We start from the raw sequence: 16,038 nt of genomic DNA, 5'->3' as shown, positions 1-16,038 counted from the left end.
GTTTTTTCAATTGCCTGTCAGTAATGCCTGAATGGGGTGCTGTAATTGGTGTCCTGCCAGCCGTTTGGTCTGGCTCCTGCAGGAATAGCCGGTGGCCAGACAGTGTTGGCCGTCTTCACCCAGTTGCTTGCGCCAGCTCATGTCAAACAATTTTTCCGAGTTGTCCCGGTTGCGGGTTTCATGCCCGTAAGTGCCCGCCATGCCACAGCACCCGGTATCGACCACCGTCAGCTGATGGCCTGCGCGAGCAAACACCGTCTGCCAGTCTTTGATACTGGCAGCGGCATTGGTTTTTTCCGTGCAGTGAGCGAGCAATTTATACGTGAGTGGTTGGTGGGCTTTGTATTCCCAGGGGGCTTTGGCGAGCCATTCCTGTATCAGCTGAACGTCGGGCGCCAGGTCACCCAGCACTTTCTTGTATTCGGCCCGGTAGGCCAGCGTCATGGAGGGCTCGATGCCGATCAGTGGGATTTTTTGCTCGGTGAGTTGGTTTAACAGCTGCGCGTTTTCTTTGGCCACTTGGGTAAAGGTTTTACGGAAGCCGTGTACGTGCAGGGGTTTGCCATTGGGGCGATAGGGAACCAACAGCGGCGTAAAGCCCAGTTGTTTCAACAGCGCCAGGTTGTCCATCAGAACGTGTGTTTCAAAGTAGGAAACAAAGGCGTCCTGTACGACGGCAACGGCCCGGGCACGCTGGTCGGCAGACAGTTGAGCAATGTTCTCCGGCGTGGCCCACAATATGCCTGCGTCACTCAGGGCCTGTTCCAGCCTGACACCCGTGAGCAGTGGGCTATCCACCATGCCGGCCACCCGTTTCAGCAAATAGCGGACAGGCGCCATGCGCATCATGCCGTTGTACAGCCAGCTTACCTTCGCCAGGGTGGGCACCATGAATTCCAGTCCGCCAATGAAATAATCTTTCAGCGGTCGCAGGTAGCGGCCATGGTACAACTCCAGAAACTTGGAGCGGAATTCGGGTACATCCACTTTAATGGGGCATTGGCCTACGCAGGATTTGCACGCCAGGCAACCGGCCATGGAGTCCATGACTTCGTGTGAAAAGTCGTAATCGTTTTTGAGCGTATTGCGGATGCGCGCCGGTAGGCTGCGCAAGAAACCCGAGTCTGCCTGCGCTTCTTTAACCGGATCGATACCTCGTTCGGTCATTTGTTTCAGCCACTCACGGATCAGGGACGCACGACCTTTAGGTGATTGGGTGCGTTCGCGGGTGACTTTCCAGCTGGGGCACATGGCATCGTTGGGGTTCCAGTTAAAGCAGGCGCCATTGCCGTTACAAAACATGCCTTCGCTGTAGCCTTCCCATACCTGCACCGGAATTTTGCGGTCCTCATCGCCACGGGTTGGCGCTGCATCCAGTGGCGTAAGCGCATGGTCATTGGACGGTGTGGCAATTTTGCCGGGGTTCAGTTGATTGTGTGGATCGAACACCCCCTTAATGCGTTGCAGTTGCGGGTAAAGGTCGCCAAAAAACGCCGGTGCGTATTCCGAGCGTAAACCTTTACCGTGTTCACCCCACAATAAACCGTTGTATTTCTGAACCAGGGCCACCACCGCATCGGTAATTTCCCGTATCGCAGTTATCTGCGCGGGATCTTTCATGTCGAGAATAGGGCGCACGTGCAGAACGCCGGCGTCCACGTGACCAAACATCCCGTACTGCAGGCTGCGGCTGTCCAGCAGTGTGCGGAACTCTGCAATGAAATCCGCCAGGTGTTCGGGCGGTACGCAAGTGTCCTCCACGAACGGCATGGGCCTGGCTTCGCCATTGACATTGCCCAAGAGGCCCACGGCTTTTTTGCGCATGCCCCAGATTTTGTTCACATTGCTCTGGCCACGCACCACGGCGAAGTCGCAGTTTTTACCGGTTTGGCCTTTCACCTGATTGAGCTGTTCGATCAGGGGCGCCAGCTTTTGTTCCAGCGCCTGCTCGGTTTCAGCGGTGTATTCCACCAGATTGATGCCGGCCACCGACTCGTCGACCGGCGGAAAAAAGTCGGCCACCGAGTGCCAGACAATATCGTTTTTGGCCAGGGCGAACACCCTGGAATCCACCGTCTCAATCGATGTGGGTGCGGCTTTCATCAGCTCGGTGGCATCGCGCAATGCGGCATCGAAATCCCGGTAAAGCACGTTGACCAGCGCCGTGAATTTGGGGATGGGGAGCAAGTTGAGTTTGGCTTCAGTGATGAACGCCAGGGTACCTTCTGCGCCGCACAGGATACTGTTCAGATCCAGCCGGCCATCCTGGGAATAAATATGCGCGAGGTCATAGCCGGTCAGGCAGCGGTTGAGCGGCGGAAACTTTTCTTTAATGGCAGACCCGTGGTGCTTGGCGATTTCCCGCAACACCCGATGGGCCTCACCGATCCGGTCCTGGCGTTCACACACAGCCGACAATTCTTCGTCAGTCAGGGGTTCTGATCCCCACAGGCTGCCGTCCAGCCAGACACTCTGCAGGGCCAGTACGTGATCGCGGGTTTTGCCGTATTCGCAAGAGCCCTGGCCTGACGCATCGGTGTTGATCATGCCGCCGATGGTGGCGCGGTTGGAGGTGGACAGTTCGGGCGCAAAAAACAGCCCGTGCGGTTTCAGGGCTTCATTGAGCTGGTCTTTTACCACCCCGCACTCGACCCGTACCCAGCGCTCCTGCACATTGATTTCCAGAATCCGGTTCATGTGGCGGGAGGTATCCACAACCAGACCATCGGTCAGGGACTGGCCATTGGTGCCGGTGCCACCGCCACGGGGGCTTAATACGATGTCCCGGAAGCGGGGTTTGGCCGCCAGCGCCGTGATCAGCAGCAAGTCGTCCCGGTGACGGGGGTAAATCACCCCCTGAGGCAGAACCTGATAGATGGAGTTGTCGGTCGACAGCACCGTCCGGTTGGCATAGTCCGGGCTCAATTCGCCGGCAAAACCCTCCGCCTTGAGAGCCTCAATAAATGCGAGGTAATGGGACTGGACGGGAGACGTGGCGCTGATAGCAGGAATCATGGGGTGTCTGAGCAATAACTGAATTTCTGAGGCCGCATTTTAGCGATTTCCTGCCCACTTGCGAACAACTAAAAATGCTGGCCTGGCGGCTGTAGTGGCCTGGGGATCGTCCGGCAGTGGTCGAGCGCGTTGTTGAATTGATCGAGAAAGGTGGGGTACTGATCCACAAACGCCTGTGAAAAATAGGCGTACATAGGCGCCTGTTCCAGCACTTTGGTGCGCAAATCCACCTTGATATCGAGGTAGGTCAGGGTGCTGTTGATAAACATCTCCGACACTACGATGGCGCCTACCCGGCGGGTCTCGAGCATCTTGAGCAACTGCTCATAGCTATCCACAACGGACAGCGGATGCTCAAGGGTTTCTGCCAGTGCCTGTTCGTATTGGGCACCGCGCATGACGCCGATGTAGTTGGTGAGTTTACGCGGGTCCTTGGTCCCTTTTGAAAACTCCGGGCGGGCCAGCAGTACTTTGCGGTCTTCGAACAGCGGTTCAGAGGGAATGGCAAAACTGTTTCGCCGGGCCGTGCGGTTGGCGGGGAAAAAACCGTGGATCTGGCCGGATACGGCGTCCCGTTGTGCGCGGATGAAAGGCTTACCCGTATACACAACCCTGATGCCCAGCTGACTGGCAGTGCAGTCCAGTAAATCCCGATAGCGGCCCCTGAGCGCTAAGGTCCCGTTAGCGTCGGTCTCATAGTGCAGAAGGCCTGGAAACCGGGCTGTGTCAGGTCCCAGCGTCTGGAGCCTGATTTCCGTCAAAGGGTCGGCCGCCTGCGCGGGGAGCACGAGAAAAAGCAGTAAAAAAGAGAGAGTTTTAAGCATGAGGCACCGTCAGCGTTGCTCCTGTCAGTGTAGCAGTTGTGCTTTTGTTACCCGCTTTGCGAGGCCTATAATGGGGTTTTCACTCACAAGGAGCGCGCTGTGATTCGAGCAGGGTTCATAACAGGTTTGTTGGTAGTGGTCGGCGTATTGGTCACGCCTGTTGCCGCTGAAGCCCAGAGCAGGGGGTTTGAAGCACTTTATAAAGACCGTGCCGGTCGAATGGAGGTCACGTTCGGGGGCCACAAAACCTCCGCGTGGGACCGGGAACTTAACGGGGCGTCGATCGATGTCAAAGAGGCCAATAGCTGGTCTTTCGGGCTTGCCTATAATTTCGATAATCATTGGAATTTTGGTTTTAACATGGATTCCAGCAACCCCAAATATACGGCCGTGCTGGCCGAAGAAGGGGGGGGAACGCGCACCATCAATCACAAGCTTTCCATTTATCACGCGCAATTCAACGGGACCTACCATTTCATGGCCGGCGCATTCACGCCCTACGTGCAGCTGGGCGGAGGCTGGTCTACGTTCGACAGCAATCTGACCCAGCAGGGTTCCCAGATCTGTTGGTGGGATCCTTGGTGGATGACCTATCGGTGCACCTGGGCCACCTACAGCAGCAGTGAGTTTTCCTACAATGCGGGTGCCGGTTTGCGTTATGAAATCAATCGGGACTTTTTTGTCCGCGCCGGCTACACGGCGATGTGGGCAGACGCCGGCAACAAGAAAGAGCGCTTTGATCTGGGGCGCATTGAGATCGGTTTTATGCTCTGATGATCAAAAAATGATCAGTGGTTGGTTGGAGAAACCCGCGACATGCGGGTTTTTTTATGGGTGCCGGTATTGCAGCGTATTCCACAAAAGCACTGGAAATGCCTGTGGATAACCTTTGGGAATCTGGCTGCGGCCCAGGATTGGCGAACCCTGCAGGGCATTGGTGAAAAATCAGGCTGGCTTTTTTATAACCAGGCCGGAAGTTGATGCGGATACTTGTGCGAATTGGCTATTTCTCAACTATCTTTTAGTAAGGATAAAGTCTCAAAACATGGAATCGCAGGAACTACCTTGAAACGACGTGAGCTTTTAACCGGACTTTTTGCCACCTCCGGCTTTGCCCTTTCCAATGGTCTGCTGTGGAAATACGCGCAGGATACCTTCAGCCCGAATACGGCGCAGGACCCGCTGGTGACCGGCAATATCTCTGACTCCGAAAGCGTCCGCCAGCTGGCCGCGGTCGACGTGATTCGCGATGCCGGTCCGGCGGCGACCACGGACCGGGTAGTGCAGAAAACCCCCGATCCCGCGTTTGCAGAGCTCAAGGCCAGCCCGCCTAAAGCCGCGGTGGTCAAGCAGCCTGAGCCTCAGCCCGAGGTTGCGGCCAATGACCAGGCTGATCGCATATTGGATAAAGTCCGCAACTTCGAACAGGAGTTTGCAGATGACATCTACCTGAATCAGGATGAACGCATTCTGATGCATTCAGTCCTCCAGCGGCTCAGCAGAGCAGAAGCGCTTATTGGCCATGGCAACTACAACATCTGCAGTTTTGATTACCTCCTGAAGATCGCCGATCGATACAGTCAGGTGGGGAGTTTCAGCAAGCCGGAACTCGCTTTCATTGAACGCCTGTTTTTTGAAGATGCCACCAATTACGGCTTCCTGGGCGACAGAGTCTCTACAGAACTAACCGCGACCATCGCCGATCGGGACGTGTTGAAAATTCCCTACAGTGGCCAGTATGTTTTCCGCGGCGAGTCGGAAGCCTATTACCAGAAAATCAAAAAGGATATTGGCGACAGCATTATCCTGACCTCGGGTATACGCAGCAATGTGAAACAGATGCACCTGTTTTTGGCGAAGGCATCGGTATCCAACTACAACCTGTCAAAGGCATCCCGATCGCTCGCGCCACCCGGGCATTCCTACCATGGCATCGGGGATTTCGATGTGGGTAAAGTGGGGTGGGGCATCGCCAATTTTTCCGACAAATTTGCCGAAACCGACGAATTCAAACGCATGCAGGATCTGGGCTACGTGCAGATTCGCTATACCGAGGATAATCGCCTGGGGGTGAGGTTCGAGCCCTGGCACATCAAGGTGGTGTAAACTCAGCCTCTCAGCAGGAGAGGTAATATGGGCGATGTAGTTCCATTCAAACGGCCGAAGCTCAAAGACAAGTTCAAAGGCCGGAGTCTGTGCCGCGAGGGTTTCCATCGCTGGGTTGTGGTGAAGGAAAGCCAGTTTGACGTCAAACAGGGGCGATTGGTCACCTTGCTCCGGTGCGAGCGCTGTGGGCAAGGGAAAACCGAAGCCCGATAGTGGGGGCGCTCACTGACCTTTCGGCAATAACCGGGTTTGGCTTTTGCTAAGCAGATCGTGCAGCGTTTGATTTTCGCGGTCGATCAGTGCCCACAGGAAGCCGGTACCGGCAAGCCCCAAACTGAAACAACTTAATAGCCAACGCAGCCAGGCTTGTCCCCATCCCAGGCGCCGACCGTCGTGCGCGACGATTTTCAGACGCCAGGTTTTCATGCCCAGTGTTTGCCCTGAGCGGACCCAAAAAAACGTGAAATAAAGGCCAATGACGGCCAGCATGCCCACGAACCCAAGTGGCCCTAAATTGGCTTTTTCCCCGTCGGCCAGGCCGCCGCTGAGGTTGACCTGAACGGCCAGTGCGATGGCGCCGTACAGCAGGCACACGGCAATCACCAGCAGGCTGTCATAAACCATGGCGCCAAGGCGGCGGAGCAGGGAGGGAAATTCTACGTCGGACATGTTTAGTGCTGTTTGTTGTGATAGTGAAGTGGGCAGTCGTTGGCGCTGACGGGCTGGCCGAGACTGAATTGGCCTTGGCCTTCCAGTGGCAATTCTTCCCGGCGTAAATAGATTTCCCGGTGACCGTCAGGCTGTACATATGTGCCGTTGGTGGAGTGGTCAATTAACACGTATTTGCCGCGCCGGTAGAGAATGTGGCAATGCTCACGCGAGGCAAACTGGCTGTCAACCACGGCACTGTTCTGATCAGACCGGCCTAAATGGAACGGCGTATCTTCGGGGCCGATTTGCAATGGTTGGTCCTGGATTTGCAGCGTGAGTAGCTGGCGCTTGATTTGCTGGGTAGTGTGGACCAGATTCATAACCTGCGTTGCGCTGGGCGAGGTTTCGCTTTGCCACTGAACCCGATAAATCATCTGACGCTCATCACCGCCTTTAAGCGATACCCGGTCAAACTCACGACATTCCAATGCGCGTGTGTCGGGCAGTGCCTGGAAAAACCCATGGGTGACAATGATTTCCTCCGCCCGCGCGATACGGGCGACAAAGGCCGCGTCATTGACGGTGTCGCCAAACACATCCTGCTGTTCGTTAATCACCACGTCGCCATAACTGGCACCCAGTCGCAATTGCAGGGCGCCGGCGCTGCGATGAAACTGCCGTTGAATGGCCTGGCTGCAGGTGAGGGCATGTGCCGGTTTGGCGAAGCTTGCCATGACTTCATCGCCAATGGTTTTGATGACCGTGCCTTTATGATCGGCCACTGCGCTGATCACGCGCCCCAATAATTCCCGTATTTTCATTTCTGCCGCGTGATTACCCAGCGCTTTATAGAGCCCTGAGCTGCCACAAATATCGGCAAACAGTATGGCGCGCTGGGTTGGGGAATCGGGCATCGGCTCGGGGTCTGGAGTCATGAAGGCTGAATTATGCGCTTTGATGGTGCGACTGACAAATAAAAGCAGTACTTGTGTTCTTTGCCACTGAATCGCGTGTAGCTTTTATGGGCCGCTCTGCTACTCTTGGCGACCCAGCCACGTTTTCAAAAGGAATCTACACATGGCGACTGTAACAATGAAGGGTAACCCCGTTGAAACTGTGGGTAATCTGCCTGCGGTTGGCACCCAGGCACCGGCTTTCACGCTGGCCGCGGCAGATTTATCTGACCTCACACTGGCATCCCTCACGGGCAAGCGGGTGGTGTTGAATATCTTCCCGTCCATCGACACCCCAACGTGCGCCACATCGGTACGTGAGTTCAATCAGCGTGCGGCCGGGTTGGACAATGTGGTGGTGGTTTGTGTGGCAGCTGACTTACCTTTTGCCATGGCGCGGTTTTGCGGCGCCGAAGGCATTTCCAACGTGAAAACCGGGTCCAGTTTCCGTTCCAGTTTTGGTCAGGATTATGGTGTGGCGTTTGCCGGAGGCCCGCTGGCGCAGCTGTTATCACGGGCTGTTGTGGTGATTGGCACCGATGGCAAGGTGATTTACACCGAGCAGGTGGCGGAAGTGGCCAGTGAGCCCGATTACGATGCCGCGCTGAAAGCGCTGGCCTGATAAAAACCGGTGCACCCCGTGCACCGGTTGGTTTCAGCTGGCGTCCGGTTGCTGATCGGGCGCCGCCAGTTGAAAGGCCGGTACCTGATTACAGGCGTTATAAACGGCCATGATTTTAGGGAACTGCGCCATAGGGACCTTGAATCGCAGGGCGTTAAACACCTGCGGAATCAAGTACACATCGGCGAGCGTCAGTGATTCACCCAGGCAATAAGGCCCGTCGCCGAGCTGCGACTCCATTGCCGCGAAGCCTTCACTGATCCAGTGATGAATCCAGGCAATTTTACCCTCTTCACCTGCACCCAGATCGTTAGCCACGTATTTCAGAACCCGCAAATTGCAGATGGGGTGAACATCGCAGGCGATCTGCATACACAGGCTGCGCACGCGTGCGCGCAGCAAGGGATCCGCCGGTAACAGGGGGACATTCGGATAGGTGTCCTCCAGCCACTCGAGAATGGCCGGTGACTGGGTCAGAATAGCCCCTTGGTCTGTGGCCAGGCTGGGCACCAACCCCTGCGGATTGATGCGCTTGTAGTCTTCGCCTTTTTGCTCACCCTTCAACAGATTGACCGGTACCTGCTCGGCGCTCAGGCCCTTCAGGTTCAGCGCAATGCGTAAACGGTAAGCCGCCGAGGAGCGGAAATAGCCGTAAAGCTTCATGGGTGGCTCCTTATTACGCGCGCACGCGGGCCGGCAGCACTGTGCTCACCACTTCGCCAAAACCGATGCGCCGGGCACCGGCTTTTTCGCAATGGCCGCGCATGATCACGCTGTCGCCGTCCTGCAAAAACGTGCGGGTTTCGCCGTTGGCCAGGGGCAGGGGTTCTTTGCCGCCGCGGGTCAGCTCCAGCAGCGAGCCGGCTTCTTTGTGATCCGGGCCGGATTGGGTGCCGCTGCCGATCAGGTCGCCGGGTTGCAGGTTGCAGCCGTTGACTGTGTGATGGGCCAGCATTTGCGCCGCGGTCCAGTAGGAGTGGCGGAAATTGGAGGTGGACACCTTGTTCTCTGCGTCAGACCCTGCGGTCTTGATAAAGCATTCCAGCGTCAGGTCATAACCGCCCTGGGCCGTGTTGTTATCGCCGGTGAGGTAAGGCAGCGGCTGTGGGTCGGCAGCATCGCGGGTAAAGGCGGAACGGAAGGGCGCCAGCGCTTCGTTGGTGATGATCCAGGGCGACACGGTGGAGGCAAAATTCTTGGCCAGGAATGGACCCAATGGCTGGTATTCCCAGGCCTGGATGTCGCGCGCAGACCAGTCGTTGAACAGGCACAAACCAAAGATGTGGTCTTCGGCCTCATCAATGCTGACGGTATCGCCCAGCGCATTGCCTTTGCCCACATAAATGCCCACTTCCACTTCGTAATCCAGCCGCTTGCATGGGCCGAAGCTCGGCTCGGTGGCATCCGGCGCTTTGGTCTGGCCACAGGGGCGCGGGAATGACTGACCCGATACGCCGATGCTGGAGGCGCGGCCGTGATAGCCAATGGGGACCCATTTGTAATTGGGCAGCAAGGGGTTATCCGGACGGAACAGGGAGCCCACTGCGGTGGCGTGAAAAATACTGGTGTAAAAATCCGTGTAGTCGTGAATGTGGCAAGGCAGTTTGTATTCTGCCTGTGCCTGCGGTACCAGACAGTTGGTCAGTGCTGACTCGGCCAGCGCACCGGCGCGCAGGGTCTGGGACAATGCCAGGCGCAGGGCCGACCAGGCGTCGCGGCCCATGGCCATAAACGGATTCAGGTCGGGGCCGGCACAGGCCATAAGCGCGGTTAACGGCAGGTCGTTGAATACACCGCTGTTGGCGGCTGCGGCCAGATCCAGAATCTGGTCGCCGATGGCAACACCGCCGCGGAAGGCTTCGCTTGAGCCCTGGCGCCGGAAACTGGCAAAGGGCAGGTTCTGGATCGGGAAATCCGTGTCCGGTGTATTGGCGCTGGCCACCCAGCTGGTGAGGGCGGGATCGTGTGTCTCGTTCAGTGCGTACATGTTAATTCCTCGTGGTCAGCAATCAGTTCAGGGTTTGGCGGGGTTGAAATGCTTTTTCAATCCGTTCCAGCAACCCAGGTAATCTTTCTGGCGCGCGGGGGTGTCCAGCGCAAACCGGGTGGGCGCAATGATGTAACGGGATTCAAACATGAACGCCAGGGTGTTTTTATAGCGCTCGGGTTTGAGTTCCGCGTTGGAGGCTTTCTCGAACACCTCGGCCTCCGGACCGTGCGGCGTCCAACAGTTGTGCAGACTCATGCCGCCAGGTACAAAGCCTTTTTCCTTGGCGTCGTACACGCCTTCAATCAGGCCCATGAATTCGCTCATGATATTGCGGTGGTACCAGGGCGGACGGAAAGTATTCTCGGCCACCATCCAGCGCGGCGGGAAAATGACGAAGTCCACATTGGCCACGCCGGGCGTCCCCGAAGGTGAGGTGAGCACGGTAAAAATGCTCGGGTCCGGGTGGTCAAAACTCACGGTGTTCATCACATTGAAACGCGCGAGATCGTATTTATACGGGGCCGAATTACCGGTCCAGGCCACCACATCCAGCGGCGAATGAGCGATGGGCGCCGTAAAAAAATGTCCCCCGAACTTGGCTACCAGTTCGAATTCGCCTTCCAGGTCTTCGTACCAGGCAATTGGGTAGTGAAAGTCGCGGTCGTTGGCATAGCCGTTGGCGCCTACGGGGCCGCGTTCGGGCAATTCCAGGGGGTTGCCGTAGTTTTCGCACACATAGCCGCGCACCGGGCCATCCGGTAATTCCATGCGGAATTTGATGCCGCGCGGAATCACCAGAATTTCGCCGGGTCGTGCCGACAGACGCCCCAGTTCCGTCAGTGCCAGCAGTCGTCCCTGCTGGGGCACAAACAACAACTCGCCATCGGCATTGTAAAAATAGCGCTTGTCCATGGAGGCGCTGGCGCAGTACTGGTGAATGCCGATACCGGCCTGCCCGTGGGCTGAGCCATTGGCCGCCATGGTGATCATGCCGTCGATGATATCCACCGGCTGCTCCGGTATGGGCAGCGGATCCCAGCGCATCACATTGGGCGGCGCCGGCTGGCTGATGGGCGCGGATTCCCACAGATTGGATGGCCTGGGCGCAAAGTCCTCCATCGCAATAGAGGGGCGGATACGGTAGGTCCAGGTGCGCCGGTTGTGTGCGCGCGGGGCGGTAAAGGCGGTTGAGCTCAATTGCTCGGCATACAGGCCATAAGGCACCTTCTGGGGGCTGAACTGGCCGCGGGGCAGGGCGCCGGGCAGCGCTTCGGATTCGTGTTCGTTGCCAAAGCCGTTCAGGTAGGTCAGTGAATCACCGTTCATGCTGGGTCTCCGATAAGACTGCTTCAGGTTAGTTGTTTTTTTGTTTCGCTGTCGTGTGTTATTCAGGTGTCTGGCTATTGGCCGGCACAGATAAGTGCGCCAGCAGTTTGCCGGTAATCTGCTCGAGTGCAGCGCGCTCGTCCGCGCTCAGCACCGACATCACTTGTTGCTCGCGCACAAGCAACTCGGGCACGATTTGTTCATATACCTTGCGTCCGCGTGCGGTCAGTCGGAGCTGGCTTGCGCGCCGATCCTGCTGTTGAACGCCGGCGCTGATCCACCCGCGCGCTTCCAATTCTTTCACCGCCCGGCTCACCGGCATTTTTTCCAGCTCCACAAACTGGCCCACTTCGCGGGCGTTCATGCCGGGTTGCATGGCCAGTGCTGCCATCACCCGCCAGCCATTGCGGCTCAGTCCGAATGCGTTGCGGTAGTAGCCGCCAATCTGGTGACTCAGGCGCGCTTGTAATACAGACAGCTGGTAGGGCAGAAAACCACTCAGGTTCAGAGGCTCGGGCATCGGCAGCAGGTCATCCATGCGGGTCAGGTTGCAGCCAGTGTAGCGACTTTTTATTAAAGTAACAAATGTTACTAAAAGGGGTTTTTCAACGGCCTGTTAGATATTTCCGACATTTGGAATTGTCTGTATAGACTGTATAGGAATGAGGCAACGGATAATCCCGGCCTATACTCATGGGCTTAACCTATAAAGGAGACGCCACATGGACAGGCGGGCATTTTTAAGGAATTCGGGGTTGGTCCTGAGCGCAGGCCTGCTCAGTCAGGTGGGTGAGCTGGTGGCCGCGCCATTGGCTAAAGCGGATTGGCGGGGGCTGCGGCGGCTTTTTCCGCTGGTACAGAACAAATCCCATCTCGCCACCTTCCTGCTGGCATCCCACCCGAAGCCGGTGGCTGAGGCCATTGCCACCCACCGGCAGCTGTTCGATGCAAACCCGGCCGACTATTGGCACAGCAAATTTTTGACCATCGATGCTCAGGTGGCGGATGCTGCCGCGCAATACATGGGAGTCAAAGGGCATCAGGTGGCGCTCACCGACAGCACCACCATGGGGCTGGGCCTGCTGTATAGCGGCCTGAAACTCAAGCCGGGCGATGAAATTCTGCAGACTACCCACGATCACTATTCCACCGATATGTCGATTGCCTGGCGGGCGGCCAGAACCGGCGTCGAGGTGCGTCAGTGCACGCTTTATGATTCGCCTTCGGCGGTGAATGTGGATCAGGTGCTGGCACGCATGGCGGAGGCCATCGGGCCTGAAACGCGGGTGTTGGCGGTGACCTGGGTGCATTCCTCCGCCGGGGTAAAGCTCCCCATTGCCGCCATGGCGGAAAAGCTTGCGTCTATCAATAAAAGCCGGCGCGCAGATGCGCAAATACTGTTTTGCGTCGACGGCGTGCACGGGTTTGGCATTGAGGATCAAAATATTGCAGAGCTGGGGTGTGACTTTTTTGTAGCCGGTACCCACAAATGGATTTTCGGGCCGCGCGGTACCGGTGTGATTTGGGGCAGTGATAAAGGTTGGTCGCAGTGCGACCCGGTGATTCCCAGTTTCAGTGCCAGTTATGAAGTCTGGTTGGGCAATATGTCGCAAGCCGATGTGCCGGTGGGTGAGCATATGTCGCCTGGCGGCTTTCATTCCTTTGAACACCGATGGGCACTGCCAGAAGCCTTTCGCTTGCATCTTCAGTTGGGTAAGAAATCGGTTCAGGAACGTATTCACGCACTCAATACGCAAACCAAAAAAGGCTTATCGGCGCTTAAACATGTGACCCTTTATACGCCTATGGAGGCTAGCTTGTCCTCGGGCCTGGTGTGTTTTGATGTGCAGGGTATGGCGCCGGATGCGGTGGTAGAGGCATTGCACAAGCAGGGCATTATCATGAGCTCAACGCCTTACCGGCAAAGCTACGCGCGTTTTGCCCCCAGTTTGTTGAACAGCGAGCAAGAAATCGATCAGGCCGTGGCCGCGATTGCGGCCCTGGCCTGAGCAGGTGAAATGAATTAATTGAAAGACAGGTGTTCGCGTAGGGTGCAATAAGCAAAGCGCATTGCACCCACTGCGCCGTTAACACTTACGCTTGCTTGGCCTTAATCCAGCCGTCCACACGACGCTCCAGTACCGGCAATGGCAGTGCGCCACCGCTCAGCACCGTATCGTGGAACCCACGGATATCGAACTTGTCGCCCAATTGCTTTTCGGCTTTGGCACGCAGTTCCTGGATTTTCATCATGCCGATTTTGTAAGAGGTCGCCTGGCCTGGCCACACCAGGTAACGGCGCACTTCGGAGCGCACAGCCTTTTCCGGAATGGCCGAGTTTTCCAGGAAGTAAGCCACCGCTTGTTCTTCGGTCCAGCCTTTGTCGTGCATACCGGTGTCAACTACCAGGCGGATGGCGCGCCACATTTCTGCAGTCAGGTGACCGAATAATTTGTAGGGGTCTTCAAACGCCCCCATTTCTTTGGCCAGTTTTTCCGAGTAGAGCGCCCAGCCTTCCGTGTATACGGTAAAGCCTGCCTGGGTGCGGAACTGGGGAATGTCGGTGCGCTCCTGAGCAATGGAAATCTGCATGTGATGGCCCGGGTTGCCTTCGTGATAGGCCACGGTTTCCATGTCGGCGGTGGAGTAGGCGGTCATGTCGGCCAGGTGAGCGTAATACACACCGGGGCGCGAGCCATCTGGCGTGCCGGGATAATAATGCTGGGCACCACCCGGTTGCTCACGGAACGCTTCCACGCGCTTCACCACCAAGTCGGCCTTCGGCAATATGCCGAAATACTCCGGCAGTTTCGCTTTGATGTTGTCGAGGAAGGCCGTAGAATCGTCCAGATAGGCCTGACGACCTTCATCGGTATTGGGGTAGTAGAATTGCGGGTCTTCACGCAAAAATTTGAAAAACGCCTGCAGATCGCCGTCAAATTTCATCTGGTTTTTGATTGCTTCCATTTCCTTTCGGATGCGCGCCACTTCGCTCAGGCCCAGCTGATGTACTTCGTCAGCGGTCATCGAGGTTGTGGTATTTTGTTCCAGACGCATCTGATAGAAGGCTTTTCCGTCTGGCAGAGTGCTTGCGCCCTGCGGCTCGGCGCTGGCCAATTTGATGTCTTCTTTCAGCCAGTTGATCAGCGTTTTATAGCTTGGACCGAATTGGGTTTCCATAGCGCTGCGAGCGGCGGCGGTGAGCTCGTCAGCTTTGGCCTGGTCGATGGTGCCGGCTTGCAGCAGGGCGTCAATTTTTGACTTGGCATTGGCAAATAAGGGGGCATCGACGTCGCTGCTGTCGAATGGCACGCCGGTCATCAGTTTGGTGGCCTGATCAATGGCGCCTTCGGTGGCAAAGCGGGGCGGGCGGATGCCCATTTCGGCACTGGCTTTGGCGTGCACCAGTAATTGATCGATAGCGCGCGCAACGCCGCCGATACGGGTGATGTAGTCTTTCATATCCTGCTCTGTCTCCACCTTGTGGAAATTCATCAGGAAGTTGGGCAATTGTGATTGCACGCCGCCCATTTGTTCAAAAATATAGCGGTGACGTTTGAACGGTTCTGCTTTGACGTCCTGCTCGTACTGGAAAACCCAGAGATCGTAGGAACTCTTGCCTTCTTCAGTTAATGCATCGCGATTGAAATTAGCCTTCAGTTGTTCGACGCTGTTTTTGGCCCAGGCCAGCTGGCGCACAAAGGCCTCCTCGCTCATGTCGTCAATCTGGTCGTATTTGTCTTTGCGTCCCAGAAAGCTCAATTGAATAGGGCTGAACTGCAATTGTTCTTCGTATTGTTCGTCCAGCCACTTGTTCAGGCGTAGCGTTTCCTGTTCGGGAGCCTGCGTGGCTGCCTGTGTTTGCTGCGCGGGAGTATCGGCTGTGGTGGCTTGTTTCGGATTGTCGCAAGCACTCAGCAGAGCGGCGGCGACCATGGCGGGCAAAAGTGCACGTTTAAAGGTCATGGGATTTCTCTCGATGATCAGTTGTTGTTATGGGATTGGCGTTGAACGAGTCAATCTATCCTGCCTTGTCGCCCGCGCCTTGTACACTGCGACCAAGCGACGTCAACGTGCGGCAAAGGGAAAATAGACCAACGAAACAAAATTCAGTTGACGCGCCCGGGCCCATGACTATAATCACGCACTCTCAAAGGCCAAGCCTTTGCCAGTGTGGCGAAATTGGTAGACGCAGCGGATTCAAAATCCGCCGGTGGCAACACTGTGCCGGTTCGAGTCCGGCCACTGGTACCAAACAAATAAAGCCCCGTCCGAATGGACGGGGCTTTTTTGTTTGGCGCCAGTGAGCCGGCGAGACCGGAACCCGAAACGTCGGACCGCCGGAGCGACTAACAGCGACAGCTGTTAGCACAAGCGGCCTTGCCGCGCAGCCCCGAAGGGGCGAAAACAGCCCCTAGGCTGTTTGAGTAACAACAGCGACAGCTGTTAGCACAAGCGGCCTTGCCGCGCAGCCCTGACAAATCGGCAGGATTACCGATTTTGGCAGCTTTGCTGGCCGAAGGCCGAGCGTCAGGCCGACGCGAGTCCACG

The 16,038-nt window shown here is 56.7% G+C and carries 14 protein-coding genes and 1 tRNA gene; 6 read left to right on the top strand and 9 right to left on the bottom strand.

Annotation, left to right across the window (positions count from 1 at the left end; translation table 11 throughout):
• Positions 1 to 6: 6 nt before the first annotated feature.
• Both ydiJ and M5M_RS04880 read right to left on the bottom strand, forming a co-directional pair.
• On the bottom strand, positions 7 to 3,015 hold the full coding sequence (ydiJ, locus tag M5M_RS04885) for a D-2-hydroxyglutarate dehydrogenase YdiJ (protein ID WP_015046354.1): 3,009 nt from the start codon (positions 3,013 to 3,015) through the stop codon (positions 7 to 9).
• Between the two features lie 68 nt (positions 3,016 to 3,083).
• Positions 3,084 to 3,839 (bottom strand): substrate-binding periplasmic protein, encoded by a 756-nt coding sequence (locus tag M5M_RS04880; protein ID WP_015046353.1) that lies wholly within the window; start codon positions 3,837 to 3,839, stop codon positions 3,084 to 3,086.
• A 99-nt stretch (positions 3,840 to 3,938) separates the two neighbouring features.
• Between M5M_RS04880 and M5M_RS19320 the strand changes: the two genes are divergently transcribed.
• The 3 genes from M5M_RS19320 to M5M_RS04860 all read left to right on the top strand — a co-directional run bounded on the left by M5M_RS19320 (position 3,939) and on the right by M5M_RS04860 (position 6,158).
• Positions 3,939 to 4,613: an outer membrane protein gene (locus tag M5M_RS19320; RefSeq protein WP_015046352.1), complete on the top strand. Its 675-nt coding sequence runs from the start codon at positions 3,939 to 3,941 to the stop codon at positions 4,611 to 4,613.
• A gap of 291 nt (positions 4,614 to 4,904) precedes the next feature.
• The gene (locus M5M_RS04865) at positions 4,905 to 5,945 is read left to right on the top strand and encodes a M15 family metallopeptidase (protein ID WP_015046351.1); all 1,041 of its coding nucleotides are present in this window, start codon (positions 4,905 to 4,907) and stop codon (positions 5,943 to 5,945) included.
• Positions 5,946 to 5,972: 27 nt separating this feature from the next.
• On the top strand, positions 5,973 to 6,158 hold the full coding sequence (locus M5M_RS04860; protein ID WP_015046350.1) for a hypothetical protein: 186 nt from the start codon (positions 5,973 to 5,975) through the stop codon (positions 6,156 to 6,158).
• 9 nt (positions 6,159 to 6,167) lie between these two features.
• On the opposite strand, the gene M5M_RS04855 is transcribed toward M5M_RS04860, so the two are convergent.
• A complete protein-coding gene (locus M5M_RS04855; RefSeq protein WP_015046349.1) occupies positions 6,168 to 6,614 on the bottom strand; it encodes an RDD family protein in 447 nt (148 codons plus the stop codon).
• Between the two features lie 2 nt (positions 6,615 to 6,616).
• Positions 6,617 to 7,510 carry an adenylate/guanylate cyclase domain-containing protein gene (locus M5M_RS04850; protein WP_015046348.1) on the bottom strand — a complete coding sequence of 298 codons (894 nt, stop codon included), beginning with the start codon at positions 7,508 to 7,510 and terminating at the stop codon, positions 6,617 to 6,619.
• A 163-nt stretch (positions 7,511 to 7,673) separates the two neighbouring features.
• Here M5M_RS04850 and tpx point away from each other — a divergent pair, with 163 nt between their 5' ends.
• Positions 7,674 to 8,171 carry a thiol peroxidase gene (gene tpx, locus M5M_RS04845; RefSeq protein WP_015046347.1) on the top strand — a complete coding sequence of 166 codons (498 nt, stop codon included), beginning with the start codon at positions 7,674 to 7,676 and terminating at the stop codon, positions 8,169 to 8,171.
• Between the two features lie 33 nt (positions 8,172 to 8,204).
• Here tpx and maiA read toward each other — a convergent pair whose 3' ends face one another.
• Genes maiA through M5M_RS04825 form a run of 4 tightly spaced genes read right to left on the bottom strand, consistent with a single transcriptional unit; the run spans position 8,205 to position 12,025 of the window.
• Complete coding sequence (gene maiA / locus M5M_RS04840; RefSeq protein ID WP_015046346.1) at positions 8,205 to 8,834, bottom strand: maleylacetoacetate isomerase; 630 nt, start codon at positions 8,832 to 8,834, stop codon at positions 8,205 to 8,207.
• Positions 8,835 to 8,847: 13 nt separating this feature from the next.
• Positions 8,848 to 10,158, bottom strand: coding sequence for a fumarylacetoacetase (fahA, locus tag M5M_RS04835; protein WP_015046345.1), 1,311 nt, complete (start codon positions 10,156 to 10,158; stop codon positions 8,848 to 8,850).
• Between the two features lie 27 nt (positions 10,159 to 10,185).
• Positions 10,186 to 11,487, bottom strand: a complete 1,302-nt coding sequence (hmgA, locus tag M5M_RS04830) for a homogentisate 1,2-dioxygenase (RefSeq protein ID WP_015046344.1) — start codon at positions 11,485 to 11,487, stop codon at positions 10,186 to 10,188.
• A 58-nt stretch (positions 11,488 to 11,545) separates the two neighbouring features.
• A complete protein-coding gene (locus tag M5M_RS04825; protein WP_015046343.1) occupies positions 11,546 to 12,025 on the bottom strand; it encodes a MarR family winged helix-turn-helix transcriptional regulator in 480 nt (159 codons plus the stop codon).
• 184 nt (positions 12,026 to 12,209) lie between these two features.
• Between M5M_RS04825 and M5M_RS04820 the strand changes: the two genes are divergently transcribed.
• Positions 12,210 to 13,496: an aminotransferase class V-fold PLP-dependent enzyme gene (locus tag M5M_RS04820; RefSeq protein ID WP_016389222.1), complete on the top strand. Its 1,287-nt coding sequence runs from the start codon at positions 12,210 to 12,212 to the stop codon at positions 13,494 to 13,496.
• 85 nt (positions 13,497 to 13,581) lie between these two features.
• On the opposite strand, the gene M5M_RS04815 is transcribed toward M5M_RS04820, so the two are convergent.
• The gene (locus M5M_RS04815; RefSeq protein ID WP_015046341.1) at positions 13,582 to 15,453 is read right to left on the bottom strand and encodes a DUF885 domain-containing protein; all 1,872 of its coding nucleotides are present in this window, start codon (positions 15,451 to 15,453) and stop codon (positions 13,582 to 13,584) included.
• A gap of 201 nt (positions 15,454 to 15,654) precedes the next feature.
• On the opposite strand from M5M_RS04815, the gene M5M_RS04810 reads away from it, so the two are divergent.
• A tRNA-Leu gene (locus M5M_RS04810) sits at positions 15,655 to 15,741 on the top strand.
• Positions 15,742 to 16,038 lie beyond the last annotated feature (297 nt).

The sequence above is a fragment of the Simiduia agarivorans SA1 = DSM 21679 genome (assembly GCF_000305785.2).
Taxonomy (GTDB): domain Bacteria; phylum Pseudomonadota; class Gammaproteobacteria; order Pseudomonadales; family Cellvibrionaceae; genus Simiduia; species Simiduia agarivorans.
This window is presented reverse-complemented; position numbering and strand designations above follow the sequence as displayed.